At 64.3% G+C, this 15,997-nt stretch carries 13 protein-coding genes; 8 read left to right on the top strand and 5 right to left on the bottom strand.

Annotated elements, in window-relative coordinates:
• Positions 1-30 precede the first annotated feature (30 nt).
• From G6032_RS13320 to G6032_RS13310, 3 genes are all read left to right on the top strand, one after another.
• Complete coding sequence (locus G6032_RS13320) at positions 31-2,577, top strand: RHS repeat-associated core domain-containing protein (RefSeq protein WP_165282641.1); 2,547 nt, start codon at positions 31-33, stop codon at positions 2,575-2,577.
• A complete protein-coding gene (locus G6032_RS13315; protein ID WP_165282640.1) occupies positions 2,574-3,158 on the top strand; it encodes a hypothetical protein in 585 nt (194 codons plus the stop codon). Before G6032_RS13320 ends, G6032_RS13315 begins: the two co-directional genes overlap by 4 nt.
• A gap of 604 nt (positions 3,159-3,762) precedes the next feature.
• The gene (locus tag G6032_RS13310; protein ID WP_165282639.1) at positions 3,763-4,470 is read left to right on the top strand and encodes an RHS repeat-associated core domain-containing protein; all 708 of its coding nucleotides are present in this window, start codon (positions 3,763-3,765) and stop codon (positions 4,468-4,470) included.
• A 152-nt stretch (positions 4,471-4,622) separates the two neighbouring features.
• On the opposite strand, the gene G6032_RS13305 is transcribed toward G6032_RS13310, so the two are convergent.
• The 3 genes from G6032_RS13305 to G6032_RS13295 are packed head-to-tail and all read right to left on the bottom strand — an operon-like array spanning position 4,623 to position 5,372.
• The gene (locus tag G6032_RS13305) at positions 4,623-4,772 is read right to left on the bottom strand and encodes an addiction module protein (RefSeq protein WP_165282638.1); all 150 of its coding nucleotides are present in this window, start codon (positions 4,770-4,772) and stop codon (positions 4,623-4,625) included.
• Positions 4,762-5,076, bottom strand: coding sequence for a HigA family addiction module antitoxin (locus tag G6032_RS13300; RefSeq protein WP_165282637.1), 315 nt, complete (start codon positions 5,074-5,076; stop codon positions 4,762-4,764). Before G6032_RS13300 ends, G6032_RS13305 begins: the two co-directional genes overlap by 11 nt.
• Before the next feature lie 14 nt (positions 5,077-5,090).
• Complete coding sequence (locus tag G6032_RS13295) at positions 5,091-5,372, bottom strand: type II toxin-antitoxin system RelE/ParE family toxin (protein WP_165282636.1); 282 nt, start codon at positions 5,370-5,372, stop codon at positions 5,091-5,093.
• A gap of 312 nt (positions 5,373-5,684) precedes the next feature.
• Between G6032_RS13295 and G6032_RS13290 the strand changes: the two genes are divergently transcribed.
• Together G6032_RS13290 and G6032_RS15505 are read left to right on the top strand one after the other, a co-directional pair.
• Positions 5,685-5,930 (top strand): DUF3596 domain-containing protein, encoded by a 246-nt coding sequence (locus G6032_RS13290; RefSeq protein ID WP_165282635.1) that lies wholly within the window; start codon positions 5,685-5,687, stop codon positions 5,928-5,930.
• 10 nt (positions 5,931-5,940) lie between these two features.
• Positions 5,941-6,336: a hypothetical protein gene (locus tag G6032_RS15505; protein ID WP_206211984.1), complete on the top strand. Its 396-nt coding sequence runs from the start codon at positions 5,941-5,943 to the stop codon at positions 6,334-6,336.
• Here the strand turns inward: G6032_RS15505 and G6032_RS13280 are convergent.
• Positions 6,329-6,571, bottom strand: coding sequence for a hypothetical protein (locus G6032_RS13280; RefSeq protein ID WP_165282634.1), 243 nt, complete (start codon positions 6,569-6,571; stop codon positions 6,329-6,331). The genes G6032_RS15505 and G6032_RS13280 overlap by 8 nt on opposite strands.
• A gap of 128 nt (positions 6,572-6,699) precedes the next feature.
• On the opposite strand from G6032_RS13280, the gene G6032_RS13275 reads away from it, so the two are divergent.
• From G6032_RS13275 to G6032_RS13265, 3 genes are all read left to right on the top strand, one after another.
• Complete coding sequence (locus G6032_RS13275) at positions 6,700-7,665, top strand: ABC transporter substrate-binding protein (protein ID WP_165282633.1); 966 nt, start codon at positions 6,700-6,702, stop codon at positions 7,663-7,665.
• A complete protein-coding gene (locus G6032_RS13270; RefSeq protein WP_165282632.1) occupies positions 7,662-11,654 on the top strand; it encodes an EAL domain-containing protein in 3,993 nt (1,330 codons plus the stop codon). Before G6032_RS13275 ends, G6032_RS13270 begins: the two co-directional genes overlap by 4 nt.
• A gap of 204 nt (positions 11,655-11,858) precedes the next feature.
• A complete protein-coding gene (locus G6032_RS13265; RefSeq protein WP_165282631.1) occupies positions 11,859-13,277 on the top strand; it encodes a diguanylate cyclase in 1,419 nt (472 codons plus the stop codon).
• Positions 13,278-13,284: 7 nt separating this feature from the next.
• Here G6032_RS13265 and G6032_RS13260 read toward each other — a convergent pair whose 3' ends face one another.
• Positions 13,285-15,912 carry a M14 family zinc carboxypeptidase gene (locus G6032_RS13260; protein ID WP_165282630.1) on the bottom strand — a complete coding sequence of 876 codons (2,628 nt, stop codon included), beginning with the start codon at positions 15,910-15,912 and terminating at the stop codon, positions 13,285-13,287.
• Between the last annotated feature and the right edge of the window lie 85 nt (positions 15,913-15,997).

Raw genomic sequence — 15,997 nt, 5'->3', positions numbered from 1 at the left:
CCCGGTATCGACGCAGGCGCCTGCTGGACGGTGCGCCATTACGACCAGCTCGGCCGTGTCCGGCACGAGTATGCGGGGGCGGAGCCGGCGCATTGCGACAGCCTGGCGGCGCCGCCGCTGGGCGCGGCGCCGAGCGAGCTGACGTCCCAGACGGACGCCAACAGCGTAACGGTCAGTATGACGTATGACGTGCTGGGCCGGATCAAGACGCGCAGCGAGCCGGAAGGGAGCACGACCTGGACTTACGACAACACTGCGCACGGACCGGCGCGCGGCAGGGTCACGGATATCACCGGTCTGCATGGCTACCGTGAATCGTTCTGGTACACCGCCGAGGGCGGAGAACTGCGCCACAGTGCGCGGTACGTCAACGGCATCTGGTTCTGGACCCGCTACGATTACAATGCGCTCGGGCAGGTCTCCCAGATCCGCTATCCGTCGGTGGACTGCGCCGCGCCCTGCAGCGCCAGCCCGCCCGATGCCGGTCGGCTGCGGGTAGATCACTATTACCGCTATGGACATTTGTATCTGGTGCGGGAGCGTCAGCCCGACGGCAGTACGGGCACGCGCTACTGGGAAGCCCTGGAAGTGGACGCGCTGGGCTCGGTGACGCGCGAGAAGCTGGGCAACGCCCTGTACACGCAGCGTTACGTGAACCCGGCGACGGGGCTGGTGGAGACGATTGCCACGGGCAGCGCGGGCAACCCCGTCTCGGTGCAGGATCTGGGCATGGCCTGGGACCGGGTGGGCAACCTGGAGCAGCGCGCCGATTACAGGGTGAACCGGCGGGAGGATCTGCTGTACGACGATCTGGGGCGCCTGCAGACGGTGACGCTGAAGACGGCGGCCGGCAGCGTGCTGGGCAGCGAGACGGTGCAGTACAGCGCGGTGGGCAACATGCTGTCGAAGGGCAGCTTCACGAACTACCAGTACACGCACGCCAACCGTCCGCACCAGGTCTCGGCGGTCACCACGCCCGCGGGGACGCGCAGCTACAGCTACGACGCCAACGGCAACCTGACCCAGGTGACGGGTCCCGGGGCGCGCACGGTGAGCTGGTGGAGCTTCAACAAGCCGCGGCGGATGGAGCGCGACGGCAACAACCACGCCGAGTACTGGTACGGCCCCGGTGGGGACCGGGCGATGTTCCGTCAGTCGGCGCGCATCGACGGCCAGACGGTGCTGACGCTGTATGGCTCTGCGCTTTACGAGCGCCGCGAGGCGGGGCTGACGGTCGAGCACACCCACCACGTCCAGGCCAACGGTCGCACCGTGGCGACGGTCAAGCGCAGCGGTGCGAGCACCACCAACACCACCCGCTACCTGCACAAGGATCACCTGGGCTCGGTGGTGGTGATCACCGGCGAGACGGGCACGATCGTCGAGTCGCTGGCGTACGATGCCTGGGGCAAGCGCCGGCCCGCGAGCACCTGGCAGACGCCCGCGCCGGGGGTGTTCATTGCCGCGATCACGCTGACGCGCGGGTTCACGATGCACGAGCATCTGGACCAGGTGGGCCTGATCCACATGGGCGGGCGGGTGTATGACCCCGAGATCGGGCGGTTTTTGTCGCCGGACCCGTTCGTGCAGTTTCCCATCTCGACGCAGGGATTCAACCGCTACGCCTATGTGGGCAACAACCCGCTTTCCTATACCGACCCGAGCGGGTATTTTCTCAAGAAGCTGATGAAGGTGGCCGGGATCGGGATGAACTTCATCCCCGGCTGGACGCTGGCGGGTAATGCCTTCATACACGGCTTTGTCAGTGGCTTTCTGGCCAGTGGTGGCAATGCGCAGGCAGGGATGATGGGGATGATGAGTGCGGGCATTGCGGGAAAGATCGGCGGCATCGAGAATCTCGACAACGTTCGCCGCTCGGCGCTGCACGGCATCACGCAGGGGGCGGTCTCAGCCGCCGGGGGCGGGCGCTTCGGGGACGGGGCGCTGGGGGCGTTCTCGGGCAGCTTGCTGTCGTTCATTCCGGAAGCGGTCGCCGGGCCATACGGAAGCCAGGAGGGCCAGATCGGACGCATGGTGGCCGCGGCCGCAGTCGGTGGCACGGTAAGCCGCATCGGCGGCGGCAAGTTTGCCAACGGGGCGTGGTCCGCGGCGTTCGTGAGCCGGTTTAATCATGATCACGCAGGAAATGATCTTCCGACGTTTACCTTGGATGAGATCGTAATTGATGCCGAGATGGCGAGCGCTACATTCGATTTCTACGAGTTGCGCGGACTTGACCCATCAGAGATCAACTCAACCGATTTGGCCTTCGCCCAAGGATTGCTCGTTGAAGGGCTTGAGGCGACATATCAAATATCCTTGATTAAGTTCACCGTAATGAGAGGGGTTGGGGCAACGCGGCTCCTGCCACAGAGACTACGCCTAGCGGCGAAAACGATCGGCAGAACCGCGCGCGGAGCAAAATTGCTAGAGGCAACGCTACGGCGGGCCGACCTCGACTCCCCCTACATTGCGGAACCTGTTCGGGTCAAAATAATCCAGAACTTTCGCTCTGAATTTCTGACTCGGCGACACGACGGCGTATACCCTGCGTATTCGCTGCGGACAGGCCGGTGAGCTCCAAAAAAACGCCATTGATCGTAGTGGCCGCGGTCGCGCCACTGATACTTTATTGTATCTACGTGGCGTGGAATCTTTCATCCAGTCCTGTGAAGTGGGTCGCTCTGCGTGCAATTGTCGGCGGTGAGTTTGTGCCAGCCGAAGTTGCAAAGGGCTACCTAATGCGGTCCGACGCCCGAATGGCAGAGTTGATCGAGAATGACGGCTTGGGATTCATTCTTTCAGTTAACTCCATCGACGCGAAGGGATCGAATCGTGCCGAGCGCCGAAAATTTGAACGAATCACTGAGTTGGCGGATGAACTGATATTGCGAGGCGCGGACGTCAACTCACCCGACAGAATTGGTTATACGCCGCTCCAACAAGCCATCCTGATCGAGGACCAGGAAGTGGTTCGATACTTGCTGACCAAAGGAGCGCATGCATGTGGGTACTCAGTTTCCGTGTCGAGGCCTGGCGCTGAACGGGACTGTGCGAAGGCTTTTGTGGGTGACGTGATTGGTCGTGGCCCAAGCCCAGAGCTGGAGACGATTCGAGAGATCGTGACATCCCATGTGGAGAAGCGAGAGGGCGAATAGACGAAGTTGAACAGGGTCCGACTGAAGTGTGGAAATGTCGTAGGCGGGACAGCGTTGTATGGAAGTGCATCGCTGACTTATGTCCCTGCGCTTGGGCCGTCGTCGAGCGTCATCGGGCATCCTATGTTTGGCGGCTCAACATTGCCAGCCTTGAGGTGTGGCCTTCGATTTGGGTGGAGCCGCCATAACGGTCCGGTGCTTAGAGCGGCCTATCGCGATCGGTGGAAGATCGATGTTCATCGCGTAAATCGGTGAGCGAGAGGACAATATGATGTTCGAGAGAATCATACGCTTGTCCCGGAAATCCTTTGACGACCTTTCGTGGGAAGAAGTCGCCCGCATGATTGAGGCCGACAGCGCTCTATCTGTTGACGGGAACGAAGACTTTTCAGGTTGCGCGTTAGATGAGTTCATCTACTCAGAGGATGTCCAAAGATCGGACCTGAAGTCACTTCAACGTTATCTCCGCAATGGCATTTACGCCCGCAGCTCAGATTGCTCTGAGAGACGAATTGACACTGATTTTCTACGTGCGATAGCGATAAGGATCAGATCTGGGAACACGAACCCGGACTTTTGGGGCTGACGCATCGACGGCCAGACGGTGCTGACGCTGTATGGCTCTGCGCTTTACGAGCGCCGCGAGGCGGGGCTGACGGTCGAGCACACCCACCACGTCCAGGCCAACGGTCGCACCGTGGCGACGGTCAAGCGCAGCGGTGCGAGCACCACCAACACCACCCGCTACCTGCACAAGGATCACCTGGGCTCGGTGGTGGTGATCACCGGCGAGACGGGCACGATCGTCGAGTCGCTGGCGTACGATGCCTGGGGCAAGCGCCGGCCCGCGAGCACCTGGCAGACGCCCGCGCCGGGGGTGTTCATCGCCGCGATCACGCTGACGCGCGGGTTCACGATGCACGAGCATCTGGACCAGGTGGGACTGATCCACATGGGCGGGCGGGTGTACGACCCGGAGATCGGGCGGTTTTTGTCGCCGGACCCGTTCGTGCAGTTTCCCATCTCGACGCAGGGTTTCAACCGCTACGCCTATGTGGGCAACAACCCGCTTTTCTATACCGACCCGAGCGGGTATTTTCTCAAGAAGCAGACGCCCACCCCGGTTGTGTTTATCGTCGCGCTCAGCGTGACCCGCGGCTTCACCGGCCACGAGCATCTCGACCAGGTCGGCCTGGTGCACGGGCGCTCTATGAAGGTGCGAGACCGCGACGATGAGTACCTCGGCCTCAGTGGCCGTGTAGATGAGGCCATACGGGAAGCGTGCCATATGACACCGTCGGATCTTGGTTGACAAAGCGTGCCACGCGCCAGGGAATCGGGTGATGCGCTTGATGGTTTCTCTCGCCTCATCTCGAAATTCGTCGCCGAGTTGAGGTCGCTGGGCATTGTAGTAGCGAACCGCATCCATTAACTCCCGCCGAGCGGGAGTAAGGAATCGTACCCTCAAGTACGTTCGCCAAGCTCGCGAAAGACGTCGTCAGCATCTACCGCAGCAAGCTCGCCCGACTGGTACGCCGCGAGGCGATCCTCCGCTTCCCTGAGCCACTCAGCATCCAGCGCAGGGTCCGACTGCAGCGTCTTGTTATGCGGCATTTAGCGGCCGAATTCGCGCGACGTCCTTCTTGATTTCCCGGGCCGCATCCCAAAGGTCCACGGCCCGCTGAGAGTTCAGCCAGAACTCTGGAGAGTTACCGAATAGTCTGGCGAGCCGCAGAGCCATCTCCGGGCTGATCGCGCGTCGCTCTCGAAGCAGTTCGTTGACGGACTGGCGAGAAACGCCAATAGCCTCCGCCAATCCAGTGACTGTCAGGTCATAGTCCACGAGAAAGTCTTCGCGGAGCATCTCGCCCGGGTGGGTCGGCCGGCGCTTCATCCCGCCTGTATTAGGAATACTCATAGCTCTTTACCGTCTCAGTGGTAGTCACAGATCTCAACGTCATACGCGTCTCCGTCCGCAAACCGGAAGCAGACTCGCCACTGATCGTTGATCGAAATGGAGTGCTGCCCTTTCCTGTTTCCTTCAAGTGCGTGAAGTCGGTTGCCGGGCGGAACCTTCAAGTCATCGAGCTGCGTTGCCAGATCAACGTACTCGAGTTTGCGTGCAGCTCGTTTGGCGATGTCGGCCGGAAAGCGCTTCGACTTTCCAGTGACATACAGCTCCTGAGTATGCCGATCTGCGAAAGTCTTTATCATCGACCGGAGCGTAATGCGTCACGTGACGCGCGTCAACCTACCCTTCTGCATAACTCAAAGTCGATGGACTAAACGCAGCGTTGTATTGCAATAAAACTACCGAATCACATCGTCCGGTTGCTTCTACATGTCTGATTTCACTGCCCATTGGTTTTGACATATCACACAAGGTGGGTTCGGTGTTATGCGGCGTAACCGACCTCGCCGGCGCCCAGGGCGATGAAGCGAGAAACACTGACGACGCCGAGCCCGCTGGACGCAGATCAGGCACTTAGGCAACCCTAAAGGCAAGAGCTATGTGTTCCGGCCACGGTGCCATGTCGAGCTTGGTGCCAGCCCCTGAGTTGCATCGCCCCTGGCCGGTGCCGCGAGTACACCACGCTTCCCGATACGGCCGCCAACCGCCGCCGGATGAAGGTGATCCTCAAGCGGACCGAGTCCGAGATCGAGCTCGGCACCTTCAACTATGGCATGGCATTCCCGAACAGCCCGAATGCGAAGCGCTTTGCGCCGGACTTGGCCAGGAACGCGTCCGGGCTGCCCCTGTTAACTGGTTGAAAAGGACCTGTTGACGCTGCCCATCCTGTGCCTGAGCCGATACATAGTGCAGAGCAAGTCTGACTACTACCGGCTGCTCCTGGCGGTGACCCGCGACGAGGCCTGGGAGGAGTGGATTCTGGACATGCTGCAGGGCGTGGAGCAGGTGTCGCGCTGGACCTGCCTGAAGATCGCTGGTGGAGCGGGACCTCGCCAAGAGACAGACCGCGTCGGTCTACCTGAAACAGCTGGCGGACATTGGTGTGCTCGAGGAACAGTCCCTGGGCAGGGAGAAGGTATTCGTCTCATCATGATGAACAACCTCACCTTGTCCCGTGGACTGTGTTACCCGGTCGTCGGGATTGTCATCGCCCTGGTCATCCTCGCTTTTCTCAGAGTCGGGCGAAATGTGGCTCGCGCTAATTGACGCCGCTTCGCAGCGCGATCATGAGATAGGTGATAACCGACCAGGCAAGCAGGCCGGAAACCACCAGCGCCGCAACAAGAAAAACGTATTCTTTCCTTTTCTCTTCAGGCTTGGCCTGCCTTACCAGCCGAAGCCTCCTCGGTATTTCGGGCCAAAAAATGACAATGAATATGACGAGCCACAGCGGTATTGCGGGTGCCATCAGCCATTGCTCGGCGTTGAACAGCCACTCCATCTCAATACTCCCTTAAAGGCTGACGCCGAGATATCGCCCTGTCGTGACTGTCCGGCGTCGTCCGAATCGCTAAAGAATCCGGCATCCCCGGCCGCTATCCATAAGGTATTGCGACCTGGATGCCGGAGATGAAGCGCCCCTTGTACCTGCATCTCGTCACGGTGGTCGGATTCATGCTGGCCGCCCTGTCCGCATGCACGCCTGCCCCCCCGCTTAAAGTCGGCAGTCATGTCTGGCCCGGCTACGAGTTCATGTTCCTGGCCCGCGACGAGGGCTGGCTGTCTCCCGGCCAGGTCGAGCTGGTCGAGACGCGTACCGCGAGCGAAAGCCTCCAGGCATTGCAGGAGGGGCGCATCGAGGCGGCCGCACTGACGCTCGACGAAGTGCTCCTGGCGCGCGCCTCGGGCGTGCCTCTCAGCGTGGTCCTCGTGTTCAACGTTTCGGTTGGCGCGGACAAGGTGCTTGTGCGGCCCGGCATCCGGACACTCGATGAACTGCGGGGTCGGCGGATCGGCGTCGAGACCACTGCGGTGGGGGCGCTCGTCCTCTCGCAGGCGCTTGCTGCGGCCGGATTGACGATGGCCGATATCATCTCGGTGCCCATCGAGGGCTCTCACCGGGCGGCCTGGGATACCTATGAACTCGATGGCCTGGTGACCTACGAGCCGACCGCCAGCCAGCTCATGCTCGAAGGTGCGGAGAAAGTGTTCGACAGCACGGCCATGCCCGAATGGATATTCGACGTGCTGGCGGTCCGGCGGGATGTGCTGGAACAAAAAGGGGAGCAGGTCGAAGCCTTGATCCAGGCGCATTTCCGCGGCCTGTACGCCTTGCGCCATAGCCCGCAGGATACGGCCTATCGGCTGGCGTCCCGCCTGCAACTTCCCGGCGACAGGGTGCTCGCCGCCTACCGCGGCCTCGTCCTCCCGGATCTCGCGGGGAACCAGGCCTTGCTGGATACGGACGAGGGGCGCCTGGAGGCGGCCGCTGCAAAGCTCGTCGCATGGATGGCTGCCAACGGACGTCTGCCGGCATCCAAGACTCTCGATGGACTGGCTACCGCCGAGTACCTGCGGTCCGGCTTCGAACCATGAGAATACTGCCGTGGCTGATTATCGGGTTCCTGGCTGCCCCGTTCACGTCGTACGCGGACCAGACGCTCAACATCGGCGTGTTCGCCTATCGTGACAAGGCGATGCTCGAGACACGCCTGACGCCGGTCGCCCGTTACCTGGGCGAAGCGCTGCCCCGTTACGACATCCGCCTGCTGGTCCTCGACCAGCGAGAGATCGAGGCTGCGCTGCTGCGCCATGAACTCGATTTTCTCTTCACCAATCCGACCCACTACATCACCTTGCGGGAACACAACGCCCTGTCGGGCGCGGTCGCGACGCTCGTGAACCTTGAAAGCGGTGTTCCGGTGGCCGCTCTCGGAGGCGTCGTCGTGGCACGGGCCGGCCGCAGCGATGTCGTCGACCTCGCCAGCCTCCAGGGGAAGACGGTCGCCATCACCGGGCGTCGCTATCTCGGCGGCTACGCAGCACCCATGGAGGCGCTGCGGGAAGCGGGAATCGATCCGCGCCGCCTGGATTTCGTCGAACTGGGCCAGCCGCATGACAACGTCGTGCGCGCCGTGCTCGAGGGCGAGGTGGATGCGGGCTTCATTCGCACCGGGATCATCGAGCACATGATCTCCGAGGGGCGACTGGAGGCCGATGCCTTGCAGGTGGTTGCTCGCCAGGACCTCCCGGGATTCCCCTTCGCGGTGTCTACGCGTCTGTATCCCGAGTGGCCCTTCGTGGCTTTGCCGCACGTGGACCCGCAGACGGCGCGTCGCCTGACGGCGGCCCTCCTGGCCCTTGAGCCGGGGGATCCGGCGGCGGTGGCGGCGGGTATTCACGGCTTCGCCGTGCCGGCGGATTACGCGCCCGTGGAACGTGCCATGCGGGCCCTCGGTCTGCCACCTTTCGACATGGCACCATCCATCCGCCTGGGCGATGTCTGGTCGACCTTCCGGCTGCAGATCACCGTGCTGGCGGTTGCGATCGTCCTGGTGCTGGTGCTCTCGGGTGCGCTCGCCGTCGCCAATCGGCGGATCGCGAGCGCGCGCCGGGAGACGGAGCATTCGGCACGGTTGCTGGAGCGGGAGCACTCGCAGTTACAGACGCTGCTGAATTCCTTGCCGCAAGTGGTCTGGCTGCGGGATGTCGATGGCGTGCACCTGGGATGCAATCGGCGTTTCGAGCAATTGATCGGCTGGCCGGAGCACGCGGTGATCGGCCGAACCACGGGCGAGCTCGGCGCCTCGCATCTCGCAACCCTGGACCGCGATGTGCCCGCGGGCCGGACGGTCATGGAAGCCGTGGTGCGATTCGCCGACGACGGTCACGAGGAACTCCTGGAGATCACCCAGACGCCGGTGCTTGACACCACGGGGCGTGTCATCGGCGTGCTCGGCGTCGGCCAGGACATCACCGAGCGCACCCGGCAACGCAACGAGCTGGTGTCCCAGCGTCGCCGCCTCGACACGATCATCAAGGGCACGCGCGTCGGTACGTGGGAATGGAACGTCCAGACAGGCGAGCTGGTCATCAACGAGCGCTGGGCCGAGATGATCGGCTATACGCTTGCCGAGCTGCAGCCGATCACGATCACGACCTGGAATCGTTTCGTACATCCGGACGACTTCGCCCGATCGAGCCGCGTGCTGGGACGCCATTTCTGCGGCGAGGTGGACCACTACGAGTGCGAACTGCGCATGCGCCACAAGGCCGGCCACTGGGTCTGGGTGCTCGATCGTGGCGCCATCGCCAGCCGTTCGGAAGACGGCAAGCCCTTGCTCGTCGCGGGCACCCACCAGGACATCAGCGCGCGGAAACGCGCCGATGAGCAGCGCCTCGAGGTTCTCGATCGCTTGCAGAACATCGCCGCCCATGTGCCCGGCGTGATCTACCAGTATCGCCTGCGACCCGATGGCAGCAGTCATTTCCCCTACGCCAGCGCCGGCATGAGCGCGATTTACGGTCTCACGCCCGAGGCCGTGGCGGAAGACGCGACACCCGTATTCGAGGTGCTGCACCCGGAGGACAGGGCCCGCGTCGCCGAGCGCATCCTGGAATCCGCGCGCCGGCTGGCGCCCTGGTTCGACCAGTACCGGGTCTGCCTGCCCGACGGGCGCACGATCTGGCTGGAAGGCAGCGCCGCGCCCGTGCCCCAGGAAGACCAGAGCATCATCTGGCACGGACATATCCGCGACATCACGCGACTCAAGGCGCACGAGCAGGAGCTCCGCCAGATCGCGCACTACGACACGCTGACAGGCACTCCGAACCGCCGCCTGCTGATGGAACTGTTGCAGAAAGCCGTGGCGCATGCCCGCCGCGCCGGGCGGCACCTGGCGGTGTGCTACCTGGACGTGGACGGCTTCAAGGCGGTCAACGATCGCCTCGGCCATGCCAGCGGCGACAGGCTGCTGGTCGAATTGACCGCCCGACTGAAGACGGTATTGCGCGGCGAGGACACGCTGGCGCGGCTCGGCGGCGACGAGTTCGTGCTGTTGCTGAATGATCTCGAGGGCGTGCGCGAAGCCGAGGCGGTGCTGCAGCGCGTGTTGGCGAAGGCCGGTGAACCCATCGTGATCGCCGGGCGCAAGCTCGCGGTGACGAGCAGCATCGGCCTCACGATGTTCCCGCCCGACGACCCGGAGCCCGATACGCTGTTGCGTCATGCGGACCAGGCGATGTACCGGGCGAAGAGCCTCGGCAGGAACCGGTGCCACGTGTTCGACCCCGACCAGGATCGCCTCAGCATGGCGCGGCGCAAGAGCCTGGACCGGCTGGAACGCGCGCTCGAGGAGGGCGAATTCGCGTTGTACTACCAGCCCAAGGTGAACCTGGAAGACGGCGCCGTGGTCGGCATGGAAGCCCTGTTGCGCTGGCGTCACCCGTCGCGCGGTGTGCTCTCGCCCGGCACGTTCCTCGGTCAGCTGGACGGTACCGAGCTGGAAATCCGCCTGGGCGACTGGGTCGTCGAACGCGCACTGGAACAGATCGGTCGCTGGAACGAAGCCGGGATGGCGCAGGTGGTCAGCGTGAATATCAGCCCGACGCACCTCCTCGTGCCGGATTTCGCAGAGCGCATCGAACAGGCGCTGTCACGCCATCCCCAGGTCGCACCGGAGCAGCTCGAACTCGAGATCGTCGAAAACGCGACGCTGAGCAACCTGGAGGAGGCCTCCCTCCTGCTCGCCAGCTGCCGCAACCTCGGCGTCAGGGTGTCGCTCGATGACTTCGGCACGGGATACAGCTCGCTCGCCTATCTGCGTCGCCTCCCCGTCGACCTGCTCAAGATCGACCAGAGCTTCGTGCGCGACATGCTGCACGACCCGAACGACCTCGGCATCGTCGAGAGCGTGGTGCGGCTGGCCCGGGCGTTCAACCGGCCGGTGATCGCGGAGGGCGTCGAGACCATGGAGCACGGCGCCATGCTGTTGCGCCTGGGCTGTCCGCTGGCGCAAGGCTACGGCATCGGCATGCCCATGCCGGCGGAGGAGCTGCCGCAGTGGCTGGAGGATTGGCGCGAGCGCGGTGCCTGGCGCTCGTTGTCCGACGGCCTGGCGCCAGGGCGCGAGGCGCTGTTCCTCGAGGTAGTGACGCGCAGCCACACGACGTGGGCCGCCGACGTCATCCGCTGCATCGAAAGCGGTGTCACCGCCTCGGTGCCGGGCGACGGCGCCTGTCAGTTCGGCCAGTGGTACCACGGCATCGGCACGGCCGATTTCGGTTTGACCGCCGAATTCCAGGCGCTGGGGGCCTTGCACACGCAGGTCCACGCCATGGCGGACCAACTGCTGGCGCTGTGCGACGCCGGCCAGGCGGAAGTCGCCCAGGCTCGCCTCGGCGAATTCCACGGAGCACGCGCGCGGCTCCTTGCAGGCATCGCGGCACTGCGCGAAAAAGCCTGTGGAAACGACGTCTCGAACGCATCCCAGGTTGAAAACCCTGATGCGCCAGTCATTTATCCCTCCCAAGATGATGCCCGCGGCACGCACACAAGAATGCACGAGCGCGTTGCCGAGCGGTGAACCCGGCGGTGGCGACATCCGCCGGAACTGTGTTATGTAGTGGTTTGTACGTATGCTCGAAATGAGCTAAAGGATCGCTGTCCCGCGCACGGAATCGAAGACTTAGGAAGGAGCTGATCATGCGACATCCGGCTTGCCGGTCGCGGCCCAACCCGGCACCTCTTCACCTGGCCTGTTGCGCCACGCATCGCCGGAGCGCACGCCATGCGTTCTCCTGAGTTCGATCTCGCCGATCTCGAGGGCATCCTGCCCAGTTTTCTCCGCCACAGTGGCGCCGCGGTCGCCCTGAAGGACCTCGACGGCCGTTACCTCTATGCGAACGAGGGCTTCAGCGCCTTCGCCGATCGCCCCGCGGATGAACTCGTCGGCCAAAGCGACGAGGACGTGTTGCCTCCGGACCTCGTGGCGGTGCTCGGGTCGGCACATGACGAAGCGCTGCAACAGCGACGCAGTATCAGCGTGGAGGTCGAGATCTCCATCGACGGCCGGCGGGTGCTGTTCACTTCGACCCATTTCCCGGTTTTCGATGACCACGAACGGCTGATCGCCATCGGGGTCGTTGCGTTGCAGGCTGCGACAAAAGCTCAGGAAGCTCACGAAGCGAAACGCGCACTGGCGCGCGCGGAGTCGAAAAATGCACGGCTCGTCAGCACCCTGCGCAACCTCGAGGAACTGGCGCTGACCGACGGCCTCACGGGCGCATGGAACCGTCGCCGTTTCGAAGAGTCCGTGGAGAGCGAGATCCATCGCGCCGCGCGCGAGTGCCAGCCGCTGACGATGATGCTGGTGGATATCGACCACTTCAAGTGCATCAACGACACGCTGGGCCACGATGCGGGCGACAAGGTGCTGGTCGAGCTGGCGGGGCTGTTGCGCGATTCGGTGCGCAGATCCGACTCCGTGACCCGTTGGGGCGGCGAGGAGTTCGTCCTGCTGCTGCCGAACACCGGCCTCACCGCGGCCCAGGCGCTCGCCGAGCGCATCCGCGAACGGATCGAGAAACACAGTTTCGAACTCGTGGATCGGGTCACGGCGTCTTTCGGCGTTGCGGAGTTCGTGGCGATGGAGTCCTGGGCGGACTGGATGCGGCGCGGCGACCAGGCGCTTTATGAAGCGAAAGAGAATGGTCGTAACCAGGTCGCGGTCAGCCACCCGCCGCCGCTCACGACGGCGCTCGAGGGCGACGTCCGCCCGGCCGGAAACTTCGTCAAGCTGGTGTGGAAGAACCGCTTCAATTCCGGGCATGCACTGATCGATGCCCAGCACGAGGGGCTGGTCAGGGCCGCGAACGAGCTGCTGGTCTCAGTGCTTTCCTCGAGAGGCGACGATCATGCGACCGAGCTCAGTCGCCAGCTGATCAGGGATATTCGCCAGCATTTCTCGGACGAGGAATCGCTGCTCGGCGACATCGACTATTCCTGCCTTTCCCAGCACCGCCAGGAGCATGCCGCGCTCGTGACGAAGGCGAACGAACTTGCCGCGTCCGTATCGCGGGGCGAGCAGCCCGTCGCCGAGCTGTTCCAGTTCCTCGCCTACGAGGTCATCATGCGCCACATGCTGGGCTCCGACCGCCACTATTTCCCCATGCTGTCGGCCGCCGACCAGGCGGGTTCGCCGGCTTAGTGCCCGCTCAGTCCTGGACAGGCAAAACGGTGTCTCCGACGAGGCCGCCGAAAAACAGCGCGTTGGCGAACAGCGTTTCCGTGCCCCACCAGTAACCACGAAAGAGATAATCGTCGGCCATCCGCACTACCAGGCCGCGCCCGATGCGCGAGGCCACGATTGCGGGACTCCCGGCTAGACGCGCCCGGTTGTTCGCCGAGAGAAAACCTGCGACCAGCGGTTCGGCGGCGTACGTGGCGGGCTGGGCGTAAGGGTTGCTCACCGGCCGCAGGCGATGGCTCCCGCGCCGTAGCACCGTGAGTTCCGTGTCGCGATAGCCGAAGGCCATGGGATGGGTGGGATCCAGCTCGATCCGCAGCACGCTGCCGCCCACCTGTTCACGGGCATGATCGTCCGTGAAGGCGCCGAACGGGCGCCGTTCCATCGTCGTGCCGGGTGCGTCTCCCTTCTCGTCTCCCTCCGCGCCGGCCTGGGCCGTCTCTTCGGCGGCGGGTCCGGCATCCTGGCCGACGAAGCCCCACTCGAGCGGCAAGGTTTCCACCCACCGGGCGGCCGAGCGCAGCGCGACGAGCTGGCCGCCATCCTGGACGAAGTTCACCAGCGTCTCACCCAGGGCTGCCGGCATGGCGTCGTAATCCCCGTCGGGGAGGATGACGTGCGTATAGCGCGACAGGTCGTCGAGTGCGCGCGGCCAGTCGAGTTGCGTGAGTGGCTGCTGCAGGCGTGTATCGAACCAGTGCCAGATGTAGCCTGCGTGGTAGCCGTTCAGGCCGCGCCCGGTGAGCAGCGCGATCCGCGGGGCATCGAGCATGACCGCCGCCGGGGAACCGAGATCGATCCCGGTCTCGCTGAGACCGCGTCGCGCCGCGAGGACCTCGACGCTGTGGCGCTCTGCAAGCCGTGCCAGCCGCGCGCCCACGGGCGGCCGGTCGCCGGGCTGGATGCCGGCATGCACGATCAGGCTGCCGCGCACGAGGTCCCGCGATGCACCGCTGACGTCGATCGTCAACGGCAGGGTGGCCGCCTGCACGCGGTAGCCTTCTGCGAGCAAGGCCGCGAGAAGCGCGGGCGCCCGCTGCTGGTTCCACGGCACGAGCCAGGCGCGCGCGGCTTGCTCTATCTCCGTGCCCCGGACGACCGGGACGGATTGCAGCGGTTCACCCGTGGCCGGCGCGCGACGCACCGTCGCCAGCGGCAGATTGAATGCATGCTGCAGGGGCCAGGCGGAGACGTCGTAGAAGGTCTCGGACGGCATCTCGGTCGAGACGTCGAACAGTGCGCGCAAGAACAGGTAGTGGTCCTGCGCGGCCGGTACGAACCAGGCGCGTCCCGCACGGTACTGCTCCCCGTCGATATCCAGGTCGGCGTCCAGCGGGCGGACGTCGATGTCGTGCCCGAGGAGCAGCTCCAGCAATCCGTTTGCCCGGACCGGGTCGCCGCCGTCACCCAGCACCCAGCCGGCGCGGCGATCGCGTCGCGCCCGATCCTGTGCATCACGGAAGAATGCCGCCTGGTAGTCGACGAGATCGCCCGCCGCGGCCCGGGCGCCGCGCAACGTGGAAATCGAGGTGCGCACCTGGTTGGCGATCGCGTCGGCGAAACTGCGCGTCCCCCAGGGGGTGTCCACGACATGGCCGCGGGAAGATCCCTGCTCGAAAAGAATGCCCACGCCCCCCGTCACGTCGGGATAGGTCGAGCCCTTGCCGATGTAATAGTCGTCGAAGGTTTCGCGCGTGTAATAGGGTTGCCCCGCGGCGTCGAGGATTTCGCCATGCACCTCGGCCAACCTGGCGGTCATCTCCTGGTTGCCCTGCGGCATGAGCGGGTGGTTGCGTTCCGCCACTCCCGGCTGGAAGAAATAGCTCGCCCCGGTGCCCATCTCGTGCACGTCGGTCACCACGTGCGGACGCCAGAGATGGTAGTGCCGCACGCGGGCCCGCGATTCCGGGTGCGTCAACGGCATCAGGTCGCGATTCAGGTCGAACCAGTAATAGTTCGTGCGCCCGTTCGGCCAGGCCTCGTGGTGCTCGCGATCCGCGGGATCGGCCGACGGGTGTCGGCCCCGGTGGGCATTGACCCAGTGGGCGAAGCGGTCGAGGCCGTCGGGATTGATGACCGGCTCCATCACGATGACCATCTCGTCCAGCCACGCAAGCACTTCGGGTGACTGTGACGAGGCGAGGTGCCAGGCCATCAGCAGCGCCGCGGAGGCGCCGGAAGCCTCGTTCCCGTGGACCGAATAGCCGAGCCAGGCCACCAGCGGTCCGCGCCCCTCCCGGCTGGCGGCGTGACGTCCGGCGCGCAGCGTGTCCAGGTCCTGCAGCCTCTCGGGACGGGCGAAATAGGCCAGCAGCAGCGGCCGGCCGCCGTGGGTTTCGCCGGTGATCTCGATTCGCACCCGGTCGGAAGCCTCATCCAGCGCCTGCATGTAGGCGACGATTTCGTGGTGCTGCGGATGCCTTGCGCCCGGTTCGAAGCCCAGCACGTCATACGGCGTCGGGATGGTCGCGTCGCGCCCCGCTTCGGGCGGCACGCCGGGAGCGGCCTCGATGGCGGAGACGTACAGCAGGGCGGCGAACAGGTACAGGCAGCGCCGTGCGTCGGCGAGGGGCGCAGGAAAAACGGGCAGAGGCATGGTGTCGTCGTCCGGGCTTTGCAAAACGCACTATATTAATGGACTGGCAACCGGCTACGCTGCGTGCCTGTTCACATCCACGCCT

It is taken from the genome of Wenzhouxiangella sp. XN24 (genome assembly GCF_011064545.1).
Lineage (GTDB): Bacteria > Pseudomonadota > Gammaproteobacteria > Steroidobacterales > XN24 > XN24.
The sequence above is the reverse complement of the archived record's forward strand: the minus strand, read 5'-3'. Positions and strand labels throughout refer to the sequence as shown.

Excerpts from the sequence above, each read along its gene's own strand:
- G6032_RS13265 (WP_165282631.1), top strand. The coding sequence starts at position 11,859 with ATGCGTTCTCCTGAGTTCGATCTCGCCGATCTCGAGGGCATCCTGCCC.
- G6032_RS13300 (WP_165282637.1), bottom strand. The coding sequence starts at position 5,076 with ATGAGTATTCCTAATACAGGCGGGATGAAGCGCCGGCCGACCCACCCG.
- G6032_RS13275 (WP_165282633.1), top strand. The coding sequence starts at position 6,700 with ATGAAGCGCCCCTTGTACCTGCATCTCGTCACGGTGGTCGGATTCATG.
- G6032_RS13280 (WP_165282634.1), bottom strand. The coding sequence starts at position 6,571 with ATGGAGTGGCTGTTCAACGCCGAGCAATGGCTGATGGCACCCGCAATA.
- G6032_RS13305 (WP_165282638.1), bottom strand. The coding sequence starts at position 4,772 with ATGCCGCATAACAAGACGCTGCAGTCGGACCCTGCGCTGGATGCTGAG.
- G6032_RS13260 (WP_165282630.1), bottom strand. The coding sequence starts at position 15,912 with ATGCCTCTGCCCGTTTTTCCTGCGCCCCTCGCCGACGCACGGCGCTGC.
- G6032_RS13270 (WP_165282632.1), top strand. The coding sequence starts at position 7,662 with ATGAGAATACTGCCGTGGCTGATTATCGGGTTCCTGGCTGCCCCGTTC.
- G6032_RS13295 (WP_165282636.1), bottom strand. The coding sequence starts at position 5,372 with ATGATAAAGACTTTCGCAGATCGGCATACTCAGGAGCTGTATGTCACT.